Genomic DNA, 17,936 nt, shown 5'->3' on the forward strand with positions numbered 1-17,936 from the left:
GCCGTCGCTCATCAGCTTTAGGTGTAAGGAGAACGCATGAGCGCGCTATTTCTGGCCATCCCGTTAACCATTTTTGTGTTGTTTGTGTTACCGATTTGGCTGTGGCTGCATTACAGCAACCGTGCCGGTCGGGGAGAACTGTCGCAAAGCGAGCAGCAACGCTTACTGCAACTCACAGACGATGCGCAACGTATGCGCGAGCGCATTCAGGCGCTGGAAGACATTCTTGATGCAGAGCATCCGAACTGGAGAGAGCGCTAATGGGTGGAATCAATCTGAATAAAAAACTATGGCGTATGCCGCAAAAGGGCATGGTGCGTGGCGTTTGCGCCGGGATCGCCGACTACCTTGATGTACCGGTAAAACTGGTGCGTATTCTGGTCGTGCTGTCGATTTTCTTTGGGCTGGCGTTTTTTACCGTAGTGGCCTATATCGTCCTGTCTTTTGTACTGGACCCTATGCCGGATAATCTGGCCGCAGGCAAACCGCAGCCGACCAGCGGCGAACTGCTGGATACCGTAGACAGAGAGCTTGCCGCAGGCGAAAAGCGTTTGCGAGAAATGGAACGCTACGTCACGTCAGATACGTTCACACTGCGTAGTCGTTTCCGTCAACTGTAAGTGATATATCGGGAAGGTGAAGATGAATACTCGCTGGCAACGCGCCGGGCAGAAGGTGAAGCCCGGCTTCAAAATAGCAGGTAAGCTGGTTCTGTTGACCGCGTTACGCTACGGGCCTGCCGGCGTGGCGGGATGGGCGGTAAAATCCGTCGCCCGTCGTCCGCTAAAAATGTTGCTGGCGTTTGCGCTGGAGCCAGTACTTCGTAAGGCGGCGAATAAAATTTCGCAGCGTTACAAATAGCGAGTCTGGTCATAATATTTCGTTAAGCTCTGGCGTATAGTGTGTGCGAAATACATTACGTGTCAGGACGGAAGTATGTTGAAAAAAGGAATATTTGCGTTAGCGTTATTCGTAGCCATGCCGCTTTATGCCGCAGAATACTGGATAGATGTCCGCATTCCGGAACAATATCAGCGTGAGCATATTCAGGGCGCGATTAATATCCCATTGAAGGAGATTAAATCTCATATCGAAACGGTAGTTCCAGACAGGAACGATACGGTAAAGTTATATTGCAACTCCGGACGACAGTCGGGCATGGCAAAACAAATGTTGCTTGATATGGGGTATACGCACGCGATGAATATGGGCGGCATCAGTCGTCTTGATATGCCGAAAGTAAAAAAATAGATAATCTATTGCTCAATACTCATACTAACCGCGGCGCTTAATGCGCCGTTGTTGATCTCTCCGGGTAGTTGATAATAACGTTTTTGCACATATCTATAACGCAGGCTCGTTATTATTTTTTCTTCTCTTCAGGCTCAACAGGATGTCAATGAAGCGACTTAAAACTGAACTCAACGCGCTGGTCAATCGTGGGGTAGACAGGCATTTGCGTCTTGCCGTAACCGGGTTGAGCCGCAGCGGCAAAACGGCGTTTATCACGGCGATGGTTAACCAGTTGCTTAATGTCCACGCGGGCGCGCGCTTACCGTTGCTCAGCGCGGTACGTGAAGAACGCCTGCTTGGCGTAAAGCGTGTGCCTCAACGTGATTTTGGTATTCCCCGTTTTACCTACGACGAGGGGATACTTCAGCTTTATGGCAATCCTCCCGCCTGGCCCACACCGACGCGCGGCGTCAGTGAGATTCGGCTGGCGTTGCGCTATCGCTCAAACGACTCGCTGCTGCGCCATTTTAAAGATACCTCGACATTGTATCTGGAGATTGTGGACTATCCAGGGGAATGGTTACTCGATCTGCCCATGCTGGCTCAGGATTATTTAAGCTGGTCCCGTCAGATGAACGGCTTGTTACAAGGGCAACGCGCTGAGTGGGCCGCAAAATGGCGGCAACTTTGCGACGGGCTCGATCCGCTGGCGCCCGCCGATGAAAACCGGCTGGCGGAGATTGCCGCCGCCTGGACGGATTATTTGCATCAGTGTAAATCGCAGGGATTGCATTTTATTCAGCCTGGACGGTTTGTTTTGCCGGGCGATATGGCGGGTGCGCCAGCGTTGCAGTTTTTCCCGTGGCCGGATGTGGACGCCTTCGGCGAGTCAAAACTGGCGCAGGCGGATAAGCAGACCAACGCTGGAATGCTGCGCGAACGCTTTAACTACTATTGCGAAAAAGTGGTCAAAGGGTTCTACAAAAATTATTTTCTACGCTTTGATCGCCAGATTGTGCTGGTCGACTGTCTGCAACCGCTTAATAGCGGGCCGCAGGCGTTTAATGATATGCGTCTCGCCTTAACGCAGTTGATGCAAAGTTTTCACTATGGCCAGCGAACTCTGTTTCGCCGCTTGTTTTCGCCGGTGATTGATAAATTGCTGTTCGCCGCGACGAAAGCCGACCATGTCACCCTCGACCAACATGCCAATATGGTGGCCTTGCTCCAGCAGCTTATTCAGGATGCCTGGCAAAATGCCGCGTTTGAAGGCATTAGTATGGATTGCCTGGGGCTGGCGTCGGTACAGGCGACCACCAGCGGCGTGATTGAGGTCAACGGCGAAAAAATCCCGGCTTTACGTGGATACCGTTTGAGTGACGGCGCGCCGTTAACCGTGTACCCCGGCGAAGTGCCTTCGCGTTTGCCGGGGCAAGCGTTTTGGGATAGTCAGGGTTTTCAGTTCGAAGCTTTTCGTCCGCAGGTGATGGATGTTGATAAACCGTTACCGCATATTCGTCTGGACGCTGCGCTGGAGTTTTTAATAGGAGATAAGCTGCGATGAGCGAACCGTTAAAACCGCGTATTGATTTTGCAGAACCGCTAAAGGAGGAGCCTACGTCGGCCTTCAAAGCGCAGCAAACTTTCAGCGAAGCGGAGTCGCGTACATTTGCGCCTGCGGCTATCGATGAGCGCCCGGAAGACGAAGGCGTGGCAGAAGCGGCGGTCGATGCCGCGCTGCGCCCCAAACGCAGCCTGTGGCGTAAAATGGTGATGGGAGGACTGGCGCTGTTTGGCGCGAGCGTGGTCGGGCAAGGCGTACAGTGGACAATGAATGCCTGGCAAACTCAGGACTGGGTCGCTTTAGGCGGCTGTGCCGCAGGCGCGCTGATCATTGGCGCTGGCGTGGGATCGGTGGTCACGGAGTGGCGGCGATTATGGCGCTTGCGCCAGCGGGCGCATGAACGGGATGAAGCGCGTGAACTGTTACATAGCCATAGCGTCGGGAAAGGTCGCGCATTTTGCGAAAAACTGGCGCAGCAGGCGGGGATTGATCAATCACATCCGGCATTACAACGTTGGTATGCCGCTATTCACGAAACGCAAAACGACAGGGAAATCGTCGGTTTGTATGCGCATCTGGTACAGCCGGTACTTGACGCGCAGGCGCGACGTGAGATTAGCCGTTTCGCCGCGGAATCGACTCTGATGATCGCCGTCAGCCCGTTAGCGTTGGTGGATATGGCGTTTATTGCCTGGCGTAATTTACGCCTGATTAACCGCATCGCAACGCTGTATGGCATTGAACTTGGTTATTACAGCCGCCTTCGTCTGTTCCGTCTGGTGTTGCTGAATATCGCGTTTGCGGGGGCCAGTGAGCTGGTGCGTGAAGTCGGTATGGACTGGATGTCTCAGGATCTGGCCGCACGCTTGTCCACGCGTGCGGCGCAGGGGATTGGCGCAGGTCTCCTTACCGCTCGACTGGGAATAAAAGCGATGGAGCTATGTCGACCATTGCCGTGGATCGATAACGATAAACCACGTCTCGGTGATTTTCGTCGTCAGCTTATCGGTCAGCTAAAAGAGACGCTGCAAAAGAGTAAGTCGTCGCCTGAGAAATGACCTTCCACAGGGCGCTGATTGCCTGGCTTTACGCCGCAGCGCCCGTTTTTCCGTCATGCTGTCAATATTTGTTGACAGAATCCTTCCTGCCAGCCGAATAGTGTCTTATCATCTATTTAATGGTTCATTATTCAGGTGAAGGTTCCCATGCGTCTGGAAGTCTTTTGTGAAGACCGACTTGGTCTGACCCGCGAATTACTTGATTTACTGGTGTTACGTAGCATTGATTTACGCGGAATCGAGATTGATCCCATTGGGCGAATTTATCTTAATTTTGCTGAGCTGGAATTCACCGACTTTAGCAGCCTGATGGCCGAAATCCGCCGTATTTCCGGCGTAACGGATGTCCGTACCGTTCCCTGGATGCCGTCCGAACGTGAACATCTGGCCCTGAGCGCGCTGCTTGAGGCGTTGCCGGAGCCGGTGCTCTCATTGGATATGAAGAGTAAAGTGGAGATGGCGAACCCGGCGAGTTGTCAGCTTTTTGCCCAGAGCCAGGAGCGAATGCGGCACCATACCGCCGCACAATTAATCAACGGTTTCAATTTTCAGCGCTGGCTGGACGGTAACCCGCAAAGCTCCCATAACGAACATGTCGTGATCAACGGGCAAAACTTCCTGATGGAGATTACGCCGGTACATTTACAAAACGAAAATGACGAATACGTGTTGACCGGGGCGGTCGTGATGTTGCGTTCCACGATTCGTATGGGGCAGCAGCTACAGAATTTGTCCACGCAGGATCTGAGCGCGTTTAGTCAGATTATTGCCGTGAGCGCAAAGATGAAGCACGTCGTTGAGCAGGCGCGCAAACTGGCGATGCTCAGCGCGCCGCTGCTGATTACCGGCGATACGGGAACCGGCAAAGATCTTTTCGCCTATGCCTGTCACCAGGCAAGCCCTCGTTCAGCGAAGCCGTATCTGGCGCTCAACTGCGCTTCAATCCCGGAAGATGCGGTAGAAAGCGAACTATTTGGCCATGCGCCGGAAGGTAAAAAAGGCTTTTTTGAACAGGCGAATGGCGGCTCGGTGCTGCTGGATGAAATTGGCGAAATGTCGCCGCGTATGCAGGCGAAGCTGCTACGTTTTCTCAATGATGGAACGTTCCGTCGCGTCGGCGAAGATCACGAAATTCATGTTGATGTCCGCGTTATCTGCGCCACGCAGAAAAATCTGGTGGAGCTGGTGCAAAAAGGACTGTTCCGCGAAGATCTCTATTATCGACTTAACGTTCTGACGCTTAATTTGCCGCCGTTGCGCGATTGTCCGCAGGATATTATGCCGTTGACCGAACTGTTCGTGGCGCGTTTTGCCGACGAACAGGGCGTTCCGCGACCGAAACTGTCTGCCGATCTGAGTACGGTCCTCACTCGTTACGGCTGGCCGGGTAACGTTCGCCAGCTTAAAAATGCGATTTACCGGGCGCTGACGCAGCTGGAAGGGTATGAGCTGCGTCCGCAGGATATCCTGCTGCCTGACTACGATGCCGCGACGGTGGCAGTCGGCGAGGATGCGATGGAAGGTTCTCTGGATGACATTACCAGTCGTTTCGAACGTTCTGTCCTGACCCAGCTTTATCGTAGCTATCCGAGTACGCGTAAACTGGCGAAACGGTTGGGGGTATCGCACACCGCGATTGCCAATAAGCTGCGTGAATATGGTCTGAGCCAGAAGAAGGGTGAAGAGTAGAAAAAAAGAAGGCCTCCGGATAGAGGCCTTCTTGTGACAAAAGAGCACCGCCTGTAGCACTGACAAACGTAGCGCCAGCAGGCGCTGGCTTATGCCTTCAGGACATTAAGCGCGGCGTCGTAATCCGGCTCGTGGGTGATTTCATCCACCAACTGGCTGAAAATAACGTTGTCGTTTTCGTCAAGCACGATGACTGCGCGCGCCGCCAAACCTTTCAGCGGGCCGTCAACGATTTCGACGCCGTAGTTTTTCAGAAACTCGTTATTACGCAGAGTGGAAAGCGTAATAACGTTGCTCAGGCCTTCCGCGCCGCAAAAACGCGACTGTGCAAAAGGCAGGTCAGCAGAAACGCACAATACGACGGTATTCTCCACTTCTGTGGCCAGTTGATTAAACTTACGAACTGATGCGGCGCATACGCCAGTATCAATGCTTGGGAAAATATTCAGCACTTTGCGTTTGCCTGCATATTGGCTGAGGGAAACGTCAGACAAATCTTTTGCGACAAGAGTAAAAGCCTGTGCTTTGCTACCAGCCTGCGGAATAACGTTGGCAACGGTGACCGGGTTACCCTGGAAATGTACAGTCTGTGACATAATTATGTTCCTATTTACTTATAGTTAACGTCGAAATCCAGTTTAAGTCATTATTCATTAACACGGCAAATACTATTTGTAGCAAGCCGCGTCCGGCGCTATCAGAGGGGAAGAGATGAGATCTGTTAAGGTATATGAGGAAACCTGGCCGTTGCATACGCCTTTCGTTATTGCGCGTGGTAGCCGAAGCGAAGCGCATGTTGTCGTTGTCGAACTGGAAGAAGAGGACGTAAAAGGCATCGGGGAATGTACGCCATATCCACGTTATGGTGAAAGTGATGCCTCGGTCATGGCGCAAATCATGAGTATTGTGCCTCAGTTGGAAAACGGGCTGACTCGCGAAGCATTGCAGAAACTGTTGCCGGCAGGCGCGGCGCGCAACGCGGTGGATAGCGCCTTATGGGATTTGCAGGCCCGCCAGCGGCAGCAAAGCCTTGCCGGGCTGCTCGGCGTGACGCTGGCCCCGGTTTTTACTACCGCGCAAACGGTAGTGATAGGTACGCCGGAACAGATGGCAGCCAGTGCGGCGGCACTATGGGAAAAAGGGGCGACGTTGCTGAAAATCAAACTCGATGCTCGTCTGATTAGCGAACGTATGGTGGCGATCCGCTCGGCGGTGTCGGAGGCGACGCTCATTGTGGACGCCAATGAATCGTGGCGCCCAGAAGGGCTGGCGGCGCGTTGCCAGTTACTGGCGGATCTGAATGTCGCGATGCTGGAGCAACCGCTGCCCGCGCAGGATGACGCCGCCCTGGAAAATTTTATTCATCCGTTGCCCATCTGTGCAGATGAGAGCTGCCATACTCGCAGTAGTCTGAAAGCCCTGACGGGGCGCTACGATATGATCAACATTAAGCTGGATAAAACCGGCGGTCTGACCGAGGCGCTGGCGCTGGCAACGGAGGCGCGGGAGCAAGGATTCGGCCTGATGCTGGGCTGTATGCTCTGTACATCAAGAGCGATTAGCGCCGCGCTGCCGCTTATGCCGCAGGTGAGCTTCGCCGATCTTGATGGCCCAACATGGCTGGCGGTTGATGTTGAGCCCGCGCTACGCTTTACGACGGGTCAACTCCATCTTTAGGATGCCAGCGGAGCAGATTCGACATCGCCAGCAAGTATTTTTCGCTGGCTTCATCGGCAGAAACAGGGGGAAACTCGGCGGTAATGCAGTGCAGGTTGAGGTCGGCGCACCAGCTGCCAAACGAACCGGGCGTTTCGTAACCTACGCTGGTTACCAGCGGCAACGCAAACGCATCGGCCAGCCACTCGCCTAGCTCGCTGCGACGTGGATCTTCAATGCAGGCTAGCGGATCGTGAAAAGAGACGACCCAGGCGGGTTGGAGTCGATGAATTAACTGGCAAAGCGCCTGGGTTTCCGGTTCTGATCCGGGATGGTCGCCGGTTAGCAGCACGACATCACGCTCTTGCGCGCGGCTATTCCAGCGATAAACTGTCTCACCCGCTTTCCAGTTGGCGGCGGGAAAGTTACGGTTTAGATCAATGCCATTCGCATTTGCCCTTAACCCCAGTTGACAGCCATCAGGATTAACGGCAAGTACGACATGATGACGGCGAAGGGTTGGATTTAAGGTGCGTAACGCACAGGAGAGCGTCACCACGGATGAGGTTTCATCCCCGTGGGTGCCAGCCAGTATCAGACCGCTTTCGCGATCGGCGGCAGGCGCCGGAAACCAGATTAGCGGCGCGCCTAGTAGCGAACGTCCATAATGTTCAGTGCCTGGCGGAAATGCGCCGCGCTCGGCACGGGGGCGGGTGACAGTCATACGCGTTTCCCGAAGCTGAGACCAGTAGGGTAATCATCGTAGTGTTGTGTAAAACCCGCCGATTATCAAATGGTTTCTATTTACCCTCTTGTATGGCGCGATATCAACTTTCTGGCGGAAGATAATTGCATTTCTTTCTGCTGAAACAAATAATTACGTTGTCATTTAACTCATCTTTGAGGAACTTCTATGAGGCATTCTGTTTCAGTAACCTGTTGTGCGCTGTTGGTTAGCAGCTTTTCCCTGGCATATGCTGCGGATGTTCCCGGCGGAACGGTACTGGCAGAGAAACAAGAACTGGTGCGTCATATCAAAGATGAGCCCGCTTCGTTAGATCCAGCGAAAGCCGTTGGGCTGCCTGAAATTCAGGTGATCCGCGATCTGTTTGAAGGGCTGGTTAACCAGAACGAAAAGGGTGAAATTATCCCTGGCGTCGCCAGCCAGTGGAAGAGCAATGATAATCGTATCTGGACGTTTACGTTGCGGGATGATGCGCAATGGGCCGATGGAACGCCGGTGACCGCCCAGGATTTTGTCTATAGCTGGCAACGCCTCGTTGATCCCAAAACGCTTTCCCCCTTCGCCTGGTTTGCCGCTCTGGCTGGCATCACTAATGCGCAAGCCATTATCGACGGTAAAGTCACGCCGGATCAGCTTGGCGTCAGTGCCGTGGACGCGCACACTTTGCGTGTTCAGCTTGACAAGCCGTTGCCCTGGTTTGCCAGTCTGACCGCCAGTTTTGCCTTTTATCCGGTCCAAAAAGCGAATGTCGAAAGCGGCAAAGACTGGATGAAGCCGGGAAAACTGATTGGCAATGGCGCGTATGTGCTTAAAGAGCGCGTGGTAAATGAAAAACTGGTGGTCGTGCCTAATACGCATTACTGGGATAACGCGAAAACGGTACTGCAAAAAGTGACATTTTTACCCATTAACCAGGAGTCGGCTGCGACGAAACGTTATCTTGCCGGTGATATTGATATCACCGAATCTTTCCCTAAAAATATGTACCAGAAATTATTGAAGGATATTCCAGGGCAAGTTTATACGCCGCCGCAATTAGGGACTTATTATTATGCGTTTAACACGCAGAAAGGGCCGACGGCGGATTCCCGCGTTCGTCTGGCGCTAAGTATGACCATTGATCGCCGTTTGATGGCGGAAAAAGTCTTAGGTACCGGTGAAAAACCGGCCTGGCATTTTACACCGGATGTCACGGCAGGATTTACGCCCGATCCTTCACCGTTTGAACAAATGAGTCAGGAAGAACTTAACGCCCAGGCGAAAACATTGCTGCGTGCAGCAGGCTACGGATCGCAGAAGCCGCTTAAATTAACTCTGCTTTACAATACCTCAGAAAACCATCAGAAAATCGCGATTGCGGTGGCGTCAATGTGGAAGAAAAATCTGGGGGTGGATGTGAAATTGCAAAACCAGGAGTGGAAAACGTATATCGACAGCCGTAATACCGGTAATTTTGATGTTATTCGCGCCTCTTGGGTGGGTGATTACAACGAACCGTCGACTTTCTTATCCTTATTAACGTCCACGCATACGGGGAATATTTCACGCTTTACTAATCCGACTTATGACAAAATCCTGACGCAAGCGACGATGGAAAATACCGCCGAAGCGCGTAACGCGGATTACAATGCAGCGGAGAAAATTTTAACGGAACAAGCGCCTATAGCGCCTATTTATCAGTATACCAATGGCCGGTTAATTAAACCGTGGGTAAAGGGATACCCCATTACTAACCCGGAAGATGTGGCCTATAGCCGTACGATGTATATCGTGAAGCACTGATGCGTACTGGTTACCTTTTGATGAAAGGTAACCACTGCCAAACTCAGAACTGGCGCGGCTTGCAGCGCCAGTTTCTTCTTCTGACCATCTCCTGCTAAAGTTGAAACTGTACTTTCCTGACAGTATTACTGGCGTATTCAAGGAAAAACGGTTGCACTAAATTACGAATAGTACCATCCATTTCCCCTAAAATGGCGGTAGCTTAGAGCAGAGATACCGTTATTTATTCGGCAGGTTGTCGTACACATCCAGTGCGCGTGCTGTGTAGGTGAGGGCTGCCCCAGTGTTCATTTTTATAGCCACGGACAATGCTTCAGAAATCTCTTCCCGGGTTGCGCCATGTTTCACGGCCGCATCGACGTGCACTGCCAGACAACCATCGCAACGGGTAGTAACCGCCACGGCCAGCGCAATCAATTCCTGTGTTTTGGGATCCAGATGCCCATTTTCTAAAGTCCCCTTGTCCATTTGCTGAAAGCCTTTCATGAACTCCGGCTGCAATGTGGCAAATTTACCAATGGCAGCCAGCAGGCCACTACGATACTCATTCCAGTTTGAAAGCATATCTGTTCCTGTTTTATATTAGAGGATTGTGTATTCAGATCACATAATAAATGCGAATATCTGGTGCCTGGTTCAGAAAAGGCTTCAATTCTTCCACAACGTCTTTTGTAAATAATTCACTGGTAAGATACGCCTGCGCTTGAGCAGTAGTTTCAAAGCCATGTAAAACTTGCACGTCTTCATCCCGAATAAGCAATTCTTTTGAGGTCGCTCCGGCAATGGTATTTAAAAATGGCGCTTTATATTTTTGATAAACATTTGCTGCGGCAGGGCGGTTGTGGTTGCTGATATTCAGGGTGATTTGTAAGTAAGCCATAGTATTCTCCTTCAAAAGGGACCGAGATAAGCAGAGTATTCACAGTCATTGACGAATGACAGTAGGGAAATTATCAACATGACCGTCTGATCTAACAAATCACATATTCTTGTGTGGCGGAGAAGATTTTCTATGTTGTGTATTGTCCTGACGAGGACTTAATTCACCTGGGTGAGTCTGGAATATGGAGGCCTCATTAGAATATTTGTTTTGAATAAAGCCCCCTGTATAGGCAATATTAGCGGTGGAGAGGTAGGTTTTTAGTATTGATTGATAACATGGTTTGCCACTTTGCCAGTGTTAAACTCGCCAGTTTTCCCAAAGCCAGATAAAAAGGATGTCCGGCATTCTCAATGAACACCCCGAGGAAACGGGATGACCATGGGAACAGATGCCATGCCAGTAACTGTTCACATTCGCTGTGTCGACTCTGCTCTGCAAGCCAGGCTGCCATCAGTAATAAAGAACCAAAGTGATCTTCTGGCTCATTTTGTTGCATCTCGAACTGAATACTGTTCTCCCGCATCCACTGGCGCAGCGCCAGTGTGGATTCACCAAATAAAACGTTCTCACGATCCAGCCAGACGGAGCCCCATGGCGGTGACGGTAAGGCATAAGGCCCGATAAATAAACGCTGAAAGGACTCAGTAAGAGAGTCATCGCCGCCATCTTTAAACATTCTTGCCAGTTGAGGCAACTCCTCCGACGGCAGCGGCCATTGTGTTTGCCATTCATCAGATGTGAATGCTGAAACCAGCGGAGAGGCTTCAGCACTCTCTGGCGCAAAGTAAAAGAGGGCGCCCAGTACGCGTGCCGTCATGGAAAAATTGTCACATTGTGTGAAATCAGTCATAAAACCATTCCGTAAAGTGCGGGTTCCCCCGCACTAATTTGTTAACCTGCCACTGTCATACCGACAGTCATATGTAGCCCATAAAACAGGCCGCGGCCTAAAATTTCGCCGCCAAGCACCAGGATAAGACCCAGTAGTAACCCAACAATATGTGGCTCTTTGCGACGTACCAATGGGCAGATCCAGCAGCCCAGGCCGATGACAAGAAGTGCCACACGGCAGACCTGCAATACAGCATAATCCGGTATCAGACTGCTGGCCTGCTGTACTGAGCTATGAATGCTGGCCAGAGCCATACCCTGTAACGCGATGACAGCAATACAGACCAATAGAGCAAGTAAGCTGATGCTGGAAAATATCGTGCTGTTAAAGGGGACTCTGGATGCCTGGAACAGGAGTGCGGCAAACAGTGGGCCGCCGAGGAATGCAGACAGGAAAAAGGCGAGAGTCGTATACCCAGTATACCAGGTGGGGACGGTTTCAATCTGATAAACGCGGGTCATCGCCAGGATGAAGATGATACCGAGCACCATACTGATCAGCAGCCAGAGTTTACCAAGCGTTTCTGGCATTTTCCCCAGAACGGCCACCAGCCACCAGAAACCGCCGACAGCGAAAAAGATCGACCCTGCGGCAATTTCATTACTTAATCCGGACGCGCCGACGCGGTTGAGCGAGTTGAACGCCCGCATGGGTGAACCCAGATGCATGATTGACGCCAGAAAGCCCAGCCCCATCACCACCCAAAGAAAAAACATACCGCGTACAATACGCTGCCTGGCGGGCAGATCGTTTTTTTCCGCCAGCCAACCAAGTCCGCTGACAACCAGCGCACCCGCGACACACTGTCCCAGTACCGTAAACAGTACCAGCGGCCATTCATGCCATCCATTTCCCATTTTACACCTCCTTCGGATTGGCCAGATAGCCAGTGGTATCGCCGCACGGACGTGCATTGGCATTAGGTTTAATCACTATGCTCGGTTTGGTGAAGTGCGCACCCGGCAATGGCGCTACCGCCGCCAGCTCGCCGTGTTTCTTACGCAGCTCGTTAATCGGCCCGAAGTCCAGCGCGCGCAGCGGGCAGGATTCGACGCAAATCGGCTTCTTGCCTTCCGCCACCCGGTCGTGGCAGCCGTCGCACTTGGTCATATGACCTTTGGCGGCGTTGTACTGCGGCGCGCCGTACGGGCAGGCCATGTGGCAGTAGCGGCAGCCGATACAGACCTCTTCGTTCACCACCACAAAACCGTCTTCCCGCTTATGCATCGCTCCGCTCGGACAGACTTTGGTACATGCCGGGTCGGCACAATGGTTGCACGAAATGGAGAGATAATAGGCAAAGACATTCTGATGCCAGACGCCGTTATTCTCCTGCCAGTCACCACCCGCATACTCATAAATGCGGCGGAAGCTGACATCCGGGGTCAAATCTTTGTAGTCTTTGCAGGCCAGTTCGCAGGTTTTACAACCGGTGCAACGGCTGGAATCAATAAAAAATCCATACTGGGTTGTCATCGGTTACTCCTTATACCTTTTCGACCTGAACGAGATTACTGTGCGAAGGATTAGCTTTTGCCAGCGGTGAAGTGCGATGTGTTGTCAGAATGTTAATTGAGCCACCGTGGTCGACTTTGTCACCAAACATATCGGCATTCAGCCACATTCCCTCGCCCATAGCAGTAACGCCAGGCATGATACGAGGTGTGACTTTTGCGGGAATCAACGTCTGGCCATACTGATTAAATACCCGAACGGTGTCTCCGTTTTTGATTCCGCGATCCCGGGCATCAATAGGGTTTATCCAAATCTCCTGTCGGCAGGCCTGTTTCAGAACATCAATATTGCCGTAGCTGGAATGCACGCGGCCTTTAAAGTGGAACCCGGTCATTTGCAATGGATACTCGCGACGAGCTGGATCTTCCCAGCCATTAAAGCCTGGAGTGTAAATGGGTAAAGGATCGATGACTTCATCAGGCTTCAGTTCCCATGTTTTTGCGATATTGGCCAGTCGTTCAGAATAGATTTCTATTTTTCCCGATGGTGTTTTAAGGGGATTGGAGATAGGGTCTTTGCGAAAATCCTTATATGCGACAACATGCTCATCCGGACATTTAAGTTTATAAATACCTGCAGTTTTCATCTCTTCATAATCCGGCATATCGGGATGACGTTCTTTCGTTTTGGCGCAAAGATATTGAACCCATTCATGTTGTGTACGGCCTTCGGTAAAAGTCTGGTAAACATCAGGTCCAAGGCGTTTTGCTATTTCACTCATTGTCCAGTAAATAGGCTTGCGTTCAAATTTTGGCGATGTTGATGGTTGTCCCAGAATAACATATGCCATATTCCCGGCCTCTTCATGCGGGATAAGATCTTCCTGCTCAGTAGGCATCAGGTCAGGGAGTAAAATATCGCTATATTTTGCTGAGGCAGTCATGAAATGGTCAATGCAGACAATCATTTCGCACTTATTTTCATCCTGCAAAATATCATGTGTGCGACTAATATTGCTGTTCTGATTTATCAGCGTGTTGCTGGCGTAGCACCACATGAATTTTATTGGCACATCCAGTTTGTCTTTACCTCGTACGCCATCACGAGTAGAGGTCATTTCAGTTCCGCGCTCAATAGCTTCGGTCCAGGTAAAGGAGGATATTTCAGTTTTAACAGGATTTTTTAGAGGGGAAAACATTTCAACACCGAGATCAAAGGTGCCTTCTCGATCGCCAGAGTTGCCGCCAGAAATACCGACATTGCCGGTCAAAATGGCGAGCATTGCAATGGCTCTTGACGTTTGTTCTCCGTTTGATTGACGCTGTGGCCCCCATCCCTGGCAAATATAGGCTGGTTTCGCCTGGCCGATCTCACGCGCCAGCTTAATAATTTTGTCTGTCGGAATACCTGTGATTTGAGCTGCCCACTCAGGTGTTTTTGCTATACCATCCGGACCGTCGCCGAGTATATAAGCTTTATAATGACCATTTTTTGGTGCGCTTGCTGGTAACGTAACCTCGTCATAGCCTACACAATATTTATCAAGAAAGGGTTTATCTACCATATCTTCGGTGATGAGAACCCAGGCAAGTGCTGCAGCTAAGGCGGCGTCCGTTCCAGGACGAATAGGTAACCATTCATCTTCTCGTCCGGCTGCGGTATCGTTGTAGCGAGGATCGATAACGATCATCCGCGCATTGGAGCGTTCGCGCGCTTGTTCAACATAATAGGTAACACCACCGCCGCTCATACGTGTTTCGGCTGGATTGTTTCCGAACATTACAACCAATTTAGTATTAGCGATATCATCCGGGCTGTTTCCGCTTCTGCCACCATAGAGATAATTCATGCCCGCTGTGATTTGTGCAGTACTATAGGTACCGTAACGACCTAAAAAGCCACCGCAGGAATTCATCAGGCGGAAGGGCATTGATGATTTAGTAATATTTCCGCCAGCGACACCTGTGGCGTAAATAACATGTACTGCTTCATTGCCATAGTTTGCAATAATTCGTTTCAGATTATCCGCGATAGTATCCAGTGCTTCATCCCAGGATATCCGCTCAAATTTACCTTCACCACGCTTACCAACGCGTTTCATGGGATATTTCAATCGATCAGGATGATTCATACGACGACGAATGGAGCGTCCACGAAGGCAGGCCCGGACCTGATGGTTTCCGTACTCATCGTTGCCTGTGGTATCAGATTCTACCCAATAAACAGAATCATCTTTTACATGCAATCGAAGCAGGCAGCGACTTCCACAGTTTACTGTGCAGGAACTCCAGACGGCCTTATCTTCGACGATAGCGGTTTTGTTCGCGGCTTGACTTGTGAAACTGAATGGTAATGATAATCCTCCCACTGCGGCCATTAGTCCTGTTGTTGCCCCAGCCTGAATTAGCTTTCTCCGGGAGACAGGAACTTCGATTAACCGTTCTTCCTCGCAACGATCCATTACGTTCACCTGTTATTATGACATTGTTTAAAAAGCATACAAAAATAGCCAGTGTTAAAATATGAATATTCATTTTTGTGTAATAATGAATGATATTAATTAACATTAGGCTGGCTTTTATATAATATATATGAGTTAAGGGCGAAGAAAGTTTGAGCTATTTACCTGACGGGTAAAATTCAAATTTTTCTCTATTCGGAAACGAACCCTTTACTTCATTGTGGGTATTATCGAAGTGGATAATGGCACGGGCAAGGGAGATAAACTTTAGTTGCAGTAAAGATTTTCTATCTTAATTGTATGAAAAATAGCCTTTGATGGCTTTAGTCACTAAAATTAAAAGGATGACCTCCTGAAATTCAGGAGGTTGGGCTATTTTTAATCAAAATATCATTAATTAACCAGTCATGAAAAACTTTTACTTCAGGACGCATCACTGCTTTTTGTGGTGTAACAATGTAATAGGACCATGTTAGCGGCCAGCGTATATTTGGATGAAGTTGTATCAGTTGTCCTGTGGCAATTAACTGTTCAACCAGCGCACGGCGGACAATTGCCACACCCTAGCCGCTAAGCGTAGCCATAATAACCGCTGAGGTAGAGTTAATATGCAATCCTGTATAACGCGTAGCTGGAGCTTGCGTTGCGGCTAAGACTTCTTCCCATGAAGGAAAATTTGCACCAGGGTGCAGGGTATCATCATGGATGAGTTTTTGTTCTGCCAGCCATTCGCCGCACGTAATTTTCTCAGGCGGTACAATGCGTGGGCTGCATACCAGAACAGCTTCCTCATCCATTAACCATGTCTTATTTACCCCCGACCAGTCTCCTTTGCCACAACGAACACCAATATCTGCCTCTCCGTGAGCCACATCCATGAGTTTTTCCGTCACATTCAGGCGTAGCTCGATATTTTGATGCGTTTCGGAAAAACGATTTAATTTTTCCATTAACCAGTTCATCACCAGAACTTGTGAGGCCGTGAGAATGACGACGGATCGAGCCTGACGACCGCGCAGTTTATTAAGTCCTGACTCAAGGCTATCGAGCCCTTGAGTGATCTCTTTTAGCGCATCCTGAGCTTCAGTCACGAGCGTGAGCCTTTCTTTACCAGAACGTGTACGGTGTAAAAGGGGGTGGCCTACCCAGTCTTCAAGTGCCCGAACCAGTTGTCCTACGGCTGCCGGGGTGACGCCTAGCTCTTTGGCTGCACCTGTGAAGCTACCATGACGCGCAGTTGCTTCAAAAGCGTGCAGCCATTTCAAGCGATTAAGCGAACGCATTTTATTCTCCATCTCATACAATGGAACTAGTATACGTGATCGAGATAGATTTTCTTCCTCAATTTTCAATGTAAATACTCATGCGGAACCGGATAAACGTTGTTTTGCTTATCTTGAATAAGATAATAAGCTGATGATTTATTTCTTTGTTTATGATGATTTTTTCTGGCATCAGTGATGCCGATACAAAAATCTCTTTAGCGTGTTTTTTTTGCTCCGTCAAGGAATTTATTCTATTTGATGTTGAAATATTTTTTCATTGGTGTTCATTCATTAACAGTGACAGTATATTTAATGTAATAATTTTATATTTTAGGCGATATTATGGAATGGACTTCACTGAATATAGCGCACCATATCACCGCTCCGAATCCGTTAGCCATACGGAAAGAATTTATACCTGCAGCTCATTGTTTTCCTGAGCATAAGCATAAATGGCATCAGGTCGTTTATGCAACAGCAGGTGATTTAATGGTTAAAACAATTGAACAATCATTTTTGATTTCGCCGAAATTACAGGCTGTCTGGTTGCCTGCGGGAACTCAACATCAGGTCGGCTCATCACAAGGGGCTTATTTTAATAGCTTATGGATAGCTAACGATGCTCATAATCAATTTGACATGTCGGAACCTACCATTTTTGATGTTTCCCCATTCCTTAAGGCGCTTATCTTAGAAATATCAGACAGAAGAATAAATGATGAAGTTTATATAGAGAAACTAATACAGTTAATTTTATACCATCTGGGAAATGTTCGTAGCGCTCAATTTATTTTACCCTGGCCTCAAAATCGATCATTGGTAAAAATATGTGAATCATTATGCGAAAACCCGTCGGATACACGATCACAGGAAGAATGGTGCCATGAACTGGGAATGTCGGGGCGTACATTATCAAGACGTTTTACTATCGAAACAGGAATGAGTTTACGTTCCTGGAAAAAACGCCTGCGATTAATGAAAGCTATTGAGTTACTCGACTGTGGTAAAGGAGTAACAGAAATAGCTATAGACTTAGGATATAGCTCGAGTTCTGCATTTGTTTATGCATTTCATCTTACTATGGGACATGCTCCTCTGGATTATATGAAGAGAAGGTATTAGTTTTATTTTATAAATGTGACTTACCTCACTCACTGAATAAGTATGTTAATTTTTATATTTTTCGCTGTAACATAAATGGCGGCTACTCTACATCATTTGTCTTTTTTTAGAAATGACAAACTAGCTATCAG

General features: G+C 49.6%; 18 protein-coding genes and 1 pseudogene. 10 read left to right on the forward strand and 9 right to left on the reverse strand.

The genetic code is table 11. From position 1 onward, the window contains the following. Nucleotides 1-36: 36 nt before the first annotated feature. From pspB to tyrR, 7 genes are all read left to right on the forward strand, one after another. On the forward strand, nt 37-261 hold the full coding sequence (pspB, locus tag ACLJPQ_RS07740) for an envelope stress response membrane protein PspB (protein WP_001274953.1): 225 nt from the start codon (nt 37-39) through the stop codon (nt 259-261). Beyond that, nucleotides 261-620: an envelope stress response membrane protein PspC gene (gene pspC, locus ACLJPQ_RS07745; protein WP_000508938.1), complete on the forward strand. Its 360-nt coding sequence runs from the start codon at nt 261-263 to the stop codon at nt 618-620. Before pspB ends, pspC begins: the two co-directional genes overlap by 1 nt. Before the next feature lie 22 nt (nt 621-642). Further along, nucleotides 643-861 carry a phage shock protein PspD gene (gene pspD, locus ACLJPQ_RS07750; RefSeq protein ID WP_001097607.1) on the forward strand — a complete coding sequence of 73 codons (219 nt, stop codon included), beginning with the start codon at nt 643-645 and terminating at the stop codon, nt 859-861. A 75-nt stretch (nt 862-936) separates the two neighbouring features. Next, complete coding sequence (gene pspE, locus ACLJPQ_RS07755) at nt 937-1,251, forward strand: thiosulfate sulfurtransferase PspE (RefSeq protein ID WP_000913432.1); 315 nt, start codon at nt 937-939, stop codon at nt 1,249-1,251. A 148-nt stretch (nt 1,252-1,399) separates the two neighbouring features. Then, nucleotides 1,400-2,797: a YcjX family protein gene (locus ACLJPQ_RS07760; protein ID WP_153227261.1), complete on the forward strand. Its 1,398-nt coding sequence runs from the start codon at nt 1,400-1,402 to the stop codon at nt 2,795-2,797. Further along, nucleotides 2,794-3,855 carry a YcjF family protein gene (locus tag ACLJPQ_RS07765; RefSeq protein ID WP_001294463.1) on the forward strand — a complete coding sequence of 354 codons (1,062 nt, stop codon included), beginning with the start codon at nt 2,794-2,796 and terminating at the stop codon, nt 3,853-3,855. Before ACLJPQ_RS07760 ends, ACLJPQ_RS07765 begins: the two co-directional genes overlap by 4 nt. 147 nt (nt 3,856-4,002) lie before the next feature. Continuing rightward, the gene (gene tyrR / locus ACLJPQ_RS07770) at nt 4,003-5,544 is read left to right on the forward strand and encodes a transcriptional regulator TyrR (protein WP_001235493.1); all 1,542 of its coding nucleotides are present in this window, start codon (nt 4,003-4,005) and stop codon (nt 5,542-5,544) included. Between the two features lie 89 nt (nt 5,545-5,633). Here the strand turns inward: tyrR and tpx are convergent, their stop codons facing one another. Continuing rightward, nucleotides 5,634-6,140: a thiol peroxidase gene (tpx, locus tag ACLJPQ_RS07775; protein ID WP_000084401.1), complete on the reverse strand. Its 507-nt coding sequence runs from the start codon at nt 6,138-6,140 to the stop codon at nt 5,634-5,636. A gap of 115 nt (nt 6,141-6,255) precedes the next feature. On the opposite strand from tpx, the gene ycjG reads away from it, so the two are divergent. Continuing rightward, a complete protein-coding gene (ycjG, locus tag ACLJPQ_RS07780) occupies nt 6,256-7,221 on the forward strand; it encodes an L-Ala-D/L-Glu epimerase (protein WP_080184737.1) in 966 nt (321 codons plus the stop codon). On the opposite strand, the gene mpaA is transcribed toward ycjG, so the two are convergent. Beyond that, a complete protein-coding gene (gene mpaA, locus ACLJPQ_RS07785) occupies nt 7,196-7,924 on the reverse strand; it encodes a murein tripeptide amidase MpaA (protein WP_000219106.1) in 729 nt (242 codons plus the stop codon). The genes ycjG and mpaA overlap by 26 nt on opposite strands. Before the next feature lie 189 nt (nt 7,925-8,113). Here mpaA and ACLJPQ_RS07790 point away from each other — a divergent pair, with 189 nt between their 5' ends. After that, nucleotides 8,114-9,727 carry an ABC transporter substrate-binding protein gene (locus ACLJPQ_RS07790; protein ID WP_001216554.1) on the forward strand — a complete coding sequence of 538 codons (1,614 nt, stop codon included), beginning with the start codon at nt 8,114-8,116 and terminating at the stop codon, nt 9,725-9,727. A 219-nt stretch (nt 9,728-9,946) separates the two neighbouring features. On the opposite strand, the gene ACLJPQ_RS07795 is transcribed toward ACLJPQ_RS07790, so the two are convergent. The 7 genes and pseudogenes from ACLJPQ_RS07795 to ACLJPQ_RS07825 all read right to left on the reverse strand — a co-directional run bounded on the left by ACLJPQ_RS07795 (nt 9,947) and on the right by ACLJPQ_RS07825 (nt 16,701). Next, a complete protein-coding gene (locus tag ACLJPQ_RS07795) occupies nt 9,947-10,291 on the reverse strand; it encodes a carboxymuconolactone decarboxylase family protein (protein ID WP_000950636.1) in 345 nt (114 codons plus the stop codon). Nucleotides 10,292-10,325: 34 nt separating this feature from the next. Then, nucleotides 10,326-10,607: a hypothetical protein gene (locus ACLJPQ_RS07800; RefSeq protein WP_000323820.1), complete on the reverse strand. Its 282-nt coding sequence runs from the start codon at nt 10,605-10,607 to the stop codon at nt 10,326-10,328. Between the two features lie 238 nt (nt 10,608-10,845). Then, nucleotides 10,846-11,460, reverse strand: coding sequence for a Tat proofreading chaperone DmsD (gene dmsD, locus ACLJPQ_RS07805; RefSeq protein WP_000129295.1), 615 nt, complete (start codon nt 11,458-11,460; stop codon nt 10,846-10,848). Nucleotides 11,461-11,501: 41 nt separating this feature from the next. Beyond that, entirely contained in the window at nt 11,502-12,359 is an 858-nt protein-coding gene (locus ACLJPQ_RS07810; RefSeq protein ID WP_080184736.1) for a dimethyl sulfoxide reductase anchor subunit family protein, read from the reverse strand. Nucleotide 12,360: 1 nt separating this feature from the next. Next, the gene (locus ACLJPQ_RS07815) at nt 12,361-12,978 is read right to left on the reverse strand and encodes a DMSO/selenate family reductase complex B subunit (protein ID WP_000213088.1); all 618 of its coding nucleotides are present in this window, start codon (nt 12,976-12,978) and stop codon (nt 12,361-12,363) included. A 10-nt stretch (nt 12,979-12,988) separates the two neighbouring features. Next, nucleotides 12,989-15,418 (reverse strand): DMSO/selenate family reductase complex A subunit, encoded by a 2,430-nt coding sequence (locus tag ACLJPQ_RS07820; RefSeq protein WP_080184735.1) that lies wholly within the window; start codon nt 15,416-15,418, stop codon nt 12,989-12,991. A gap of 359 nt (nt 15,419-15,777) precedes the next feature. Then, nucleotides 15,778-16,701 (reverse strand): annotated as a pseudogene (locus tag ACLJPQ_RS07825) (LysR substrate-binding domain-containing protein). Nucleotides 16,702-17,025: 324 nt separating this feature from the next. Between ACLJPQ_RS07825 and ACLJPQ_RS07830 the strand changes: the two are divergent. Beyond that, nucleotides 17,026-17,805: an AraC family transcriptional regulator gene (locus ACLJPQ_RS07830; protein WP_001649234.1), complete on the forward strand. Its 780-nt coding sequence runs from the start codon at nt 17,026-17,028 to the stop codon at nt 17,803-17,805. Nucleotides 17,806-17,936: the final 131 nt, after the last annotated feature.

Source organism: Salmonella sp. SAL04213, from assembly GCF_046550535.1.
Taxonomy (GTDB): domain Bacteria; phylum Pseudomonadota; class Gammaproteobacteria; order Enterobacterales; family Enterobacteriaceae; genus Salmonella; species Salmonella enterica.

Excerpts from the sequence above, each read along its gene's own strand:
- pspB (WP_001274953.1), top strand. The coding sequence starts at position 37 with ATGAGCGCGCTATTTCTGGCCATCCCGTTAACCATTTTTGTGTTGTTT.
- pspC (WP_000508938.1), top strand. The coding sequence starts at position 261 with ATGGGTGGAATCAATCTGAATAAAAAACTATGGCGTATGCCGCAAAAG.
- pspD (WP_001097607.1), top strand. The coding sequence starts at position 643 with ATGAATACTCGCTGGCAACGCGCCGGGCAGAAGGTGAAGCCCGGCTTC.
- pspE (WP_000913432.1), top strand. The coding sequence starts at position 937 with ATGTTGAAAAAAGGAATATTTGCGTTAGCGTTATTCGTAGCCATGCCG.
- ACLJPQ_RS07760 (WP_153227261.1), top strand. The coding sequence starts at position 1,400 with ATGAAGCGACTTAAAACTGAACTCAACGCGCTGGTCAATCGTGGGGTA.
- ACLJPQ_RS07765 (WP_001294463.1), top strand. The coding sequence starts at position 2,794 with ATGAGCGAACCGTTAAAACCGCGTATTGATTTTGCAGAACCGCTAAAG.
- tyrR (WP_001235493.1), top strand. The coding sequence starts at position 4,003 with ATGCGTCTGGAAGTCTTTTGTGAAGACCGACTTGGTCTGACCCGCGAA.
- tpx (WP_000084401.1), bottom strand. The coding sequence starts at position 6,140 with ATGTCACAGACTGTACATTTCCAGGGTAACCCGGTCACCGTTGCCAAC.
- ycjG (WP_080184737.1), top strand. The coding sequence starts at position 6,256 with ATGAGATCTGTTAAGGTATATGAGGAAACCTGGCCGTTGCATACGCCT.
- mpaA (WP_000219106.1), bottom strand. The coding sequence starts at position 7,924 with ATGACTGTCACCCGCCCCCGTGCCGAGCGCGGCGCATTTCCGCCAGGC.
- ACLJPQ_RS07790 (WP_001216554.1), top strand. The coding sequence starts at position 8,114 with ATGAGGCATTCTGTTTCAGTAACCTGTTGTGCGCTGTTGGTTAGCAGC.
- ACLJPQ_RS07795 (WP_000950636.1), bottom strand. The coding sequence starts at position 10,291 with ATGCTTTCAAACTGGAATGAGTATCGTAGTGGCCTGCTGGCTGCCATT.
- ACLJPQ_RS07800 (WP_000323820.1), bottom strand. The coding sequence starts at position 10,607 with ATGGCTTACTTACAAATCACCCTGAATATCAGCAACCACAACCGCCCT.
- dmsD (WP_000129295.1), bottom strand. The coding sequence starts at position 11,460 with ATGACTGATTTCACACAATGTGACAATTTTTCCATGACGGCACGCGTA.
- ACLJPQ_RS07810 (WP_080184736.1), bottom strand. The coding sequence starts at position 12,359 with ATGGGAAATGGATGGCATGAATGGCCGCTGGTACTGTTTACGGTACTG.
- ACLJPQ_RS07815 (WP_000213088.1), bottom strand. The coding sequence starts at position 12,978 with ATGACAACCCAGTATGGATTTTTTATTGATTCCAGCCGTTGCACCGGT.
- ACLJPQ_RS07820 (WP_080184735.1), bottom strand. The coding sequence starts at position 15,418 with ATGGATCGTTGCGAGGAAGAACGGTTAATCGAAGTTCCTGTCTCCCGG.
- ACLJPQ_RS07830 (WP_001649234.1), top strand. The coding sequence starts at position 17,026 with ATGGAATGGACTTCACTGAATATAGCGCACCATATCACCGCTCCGAAT.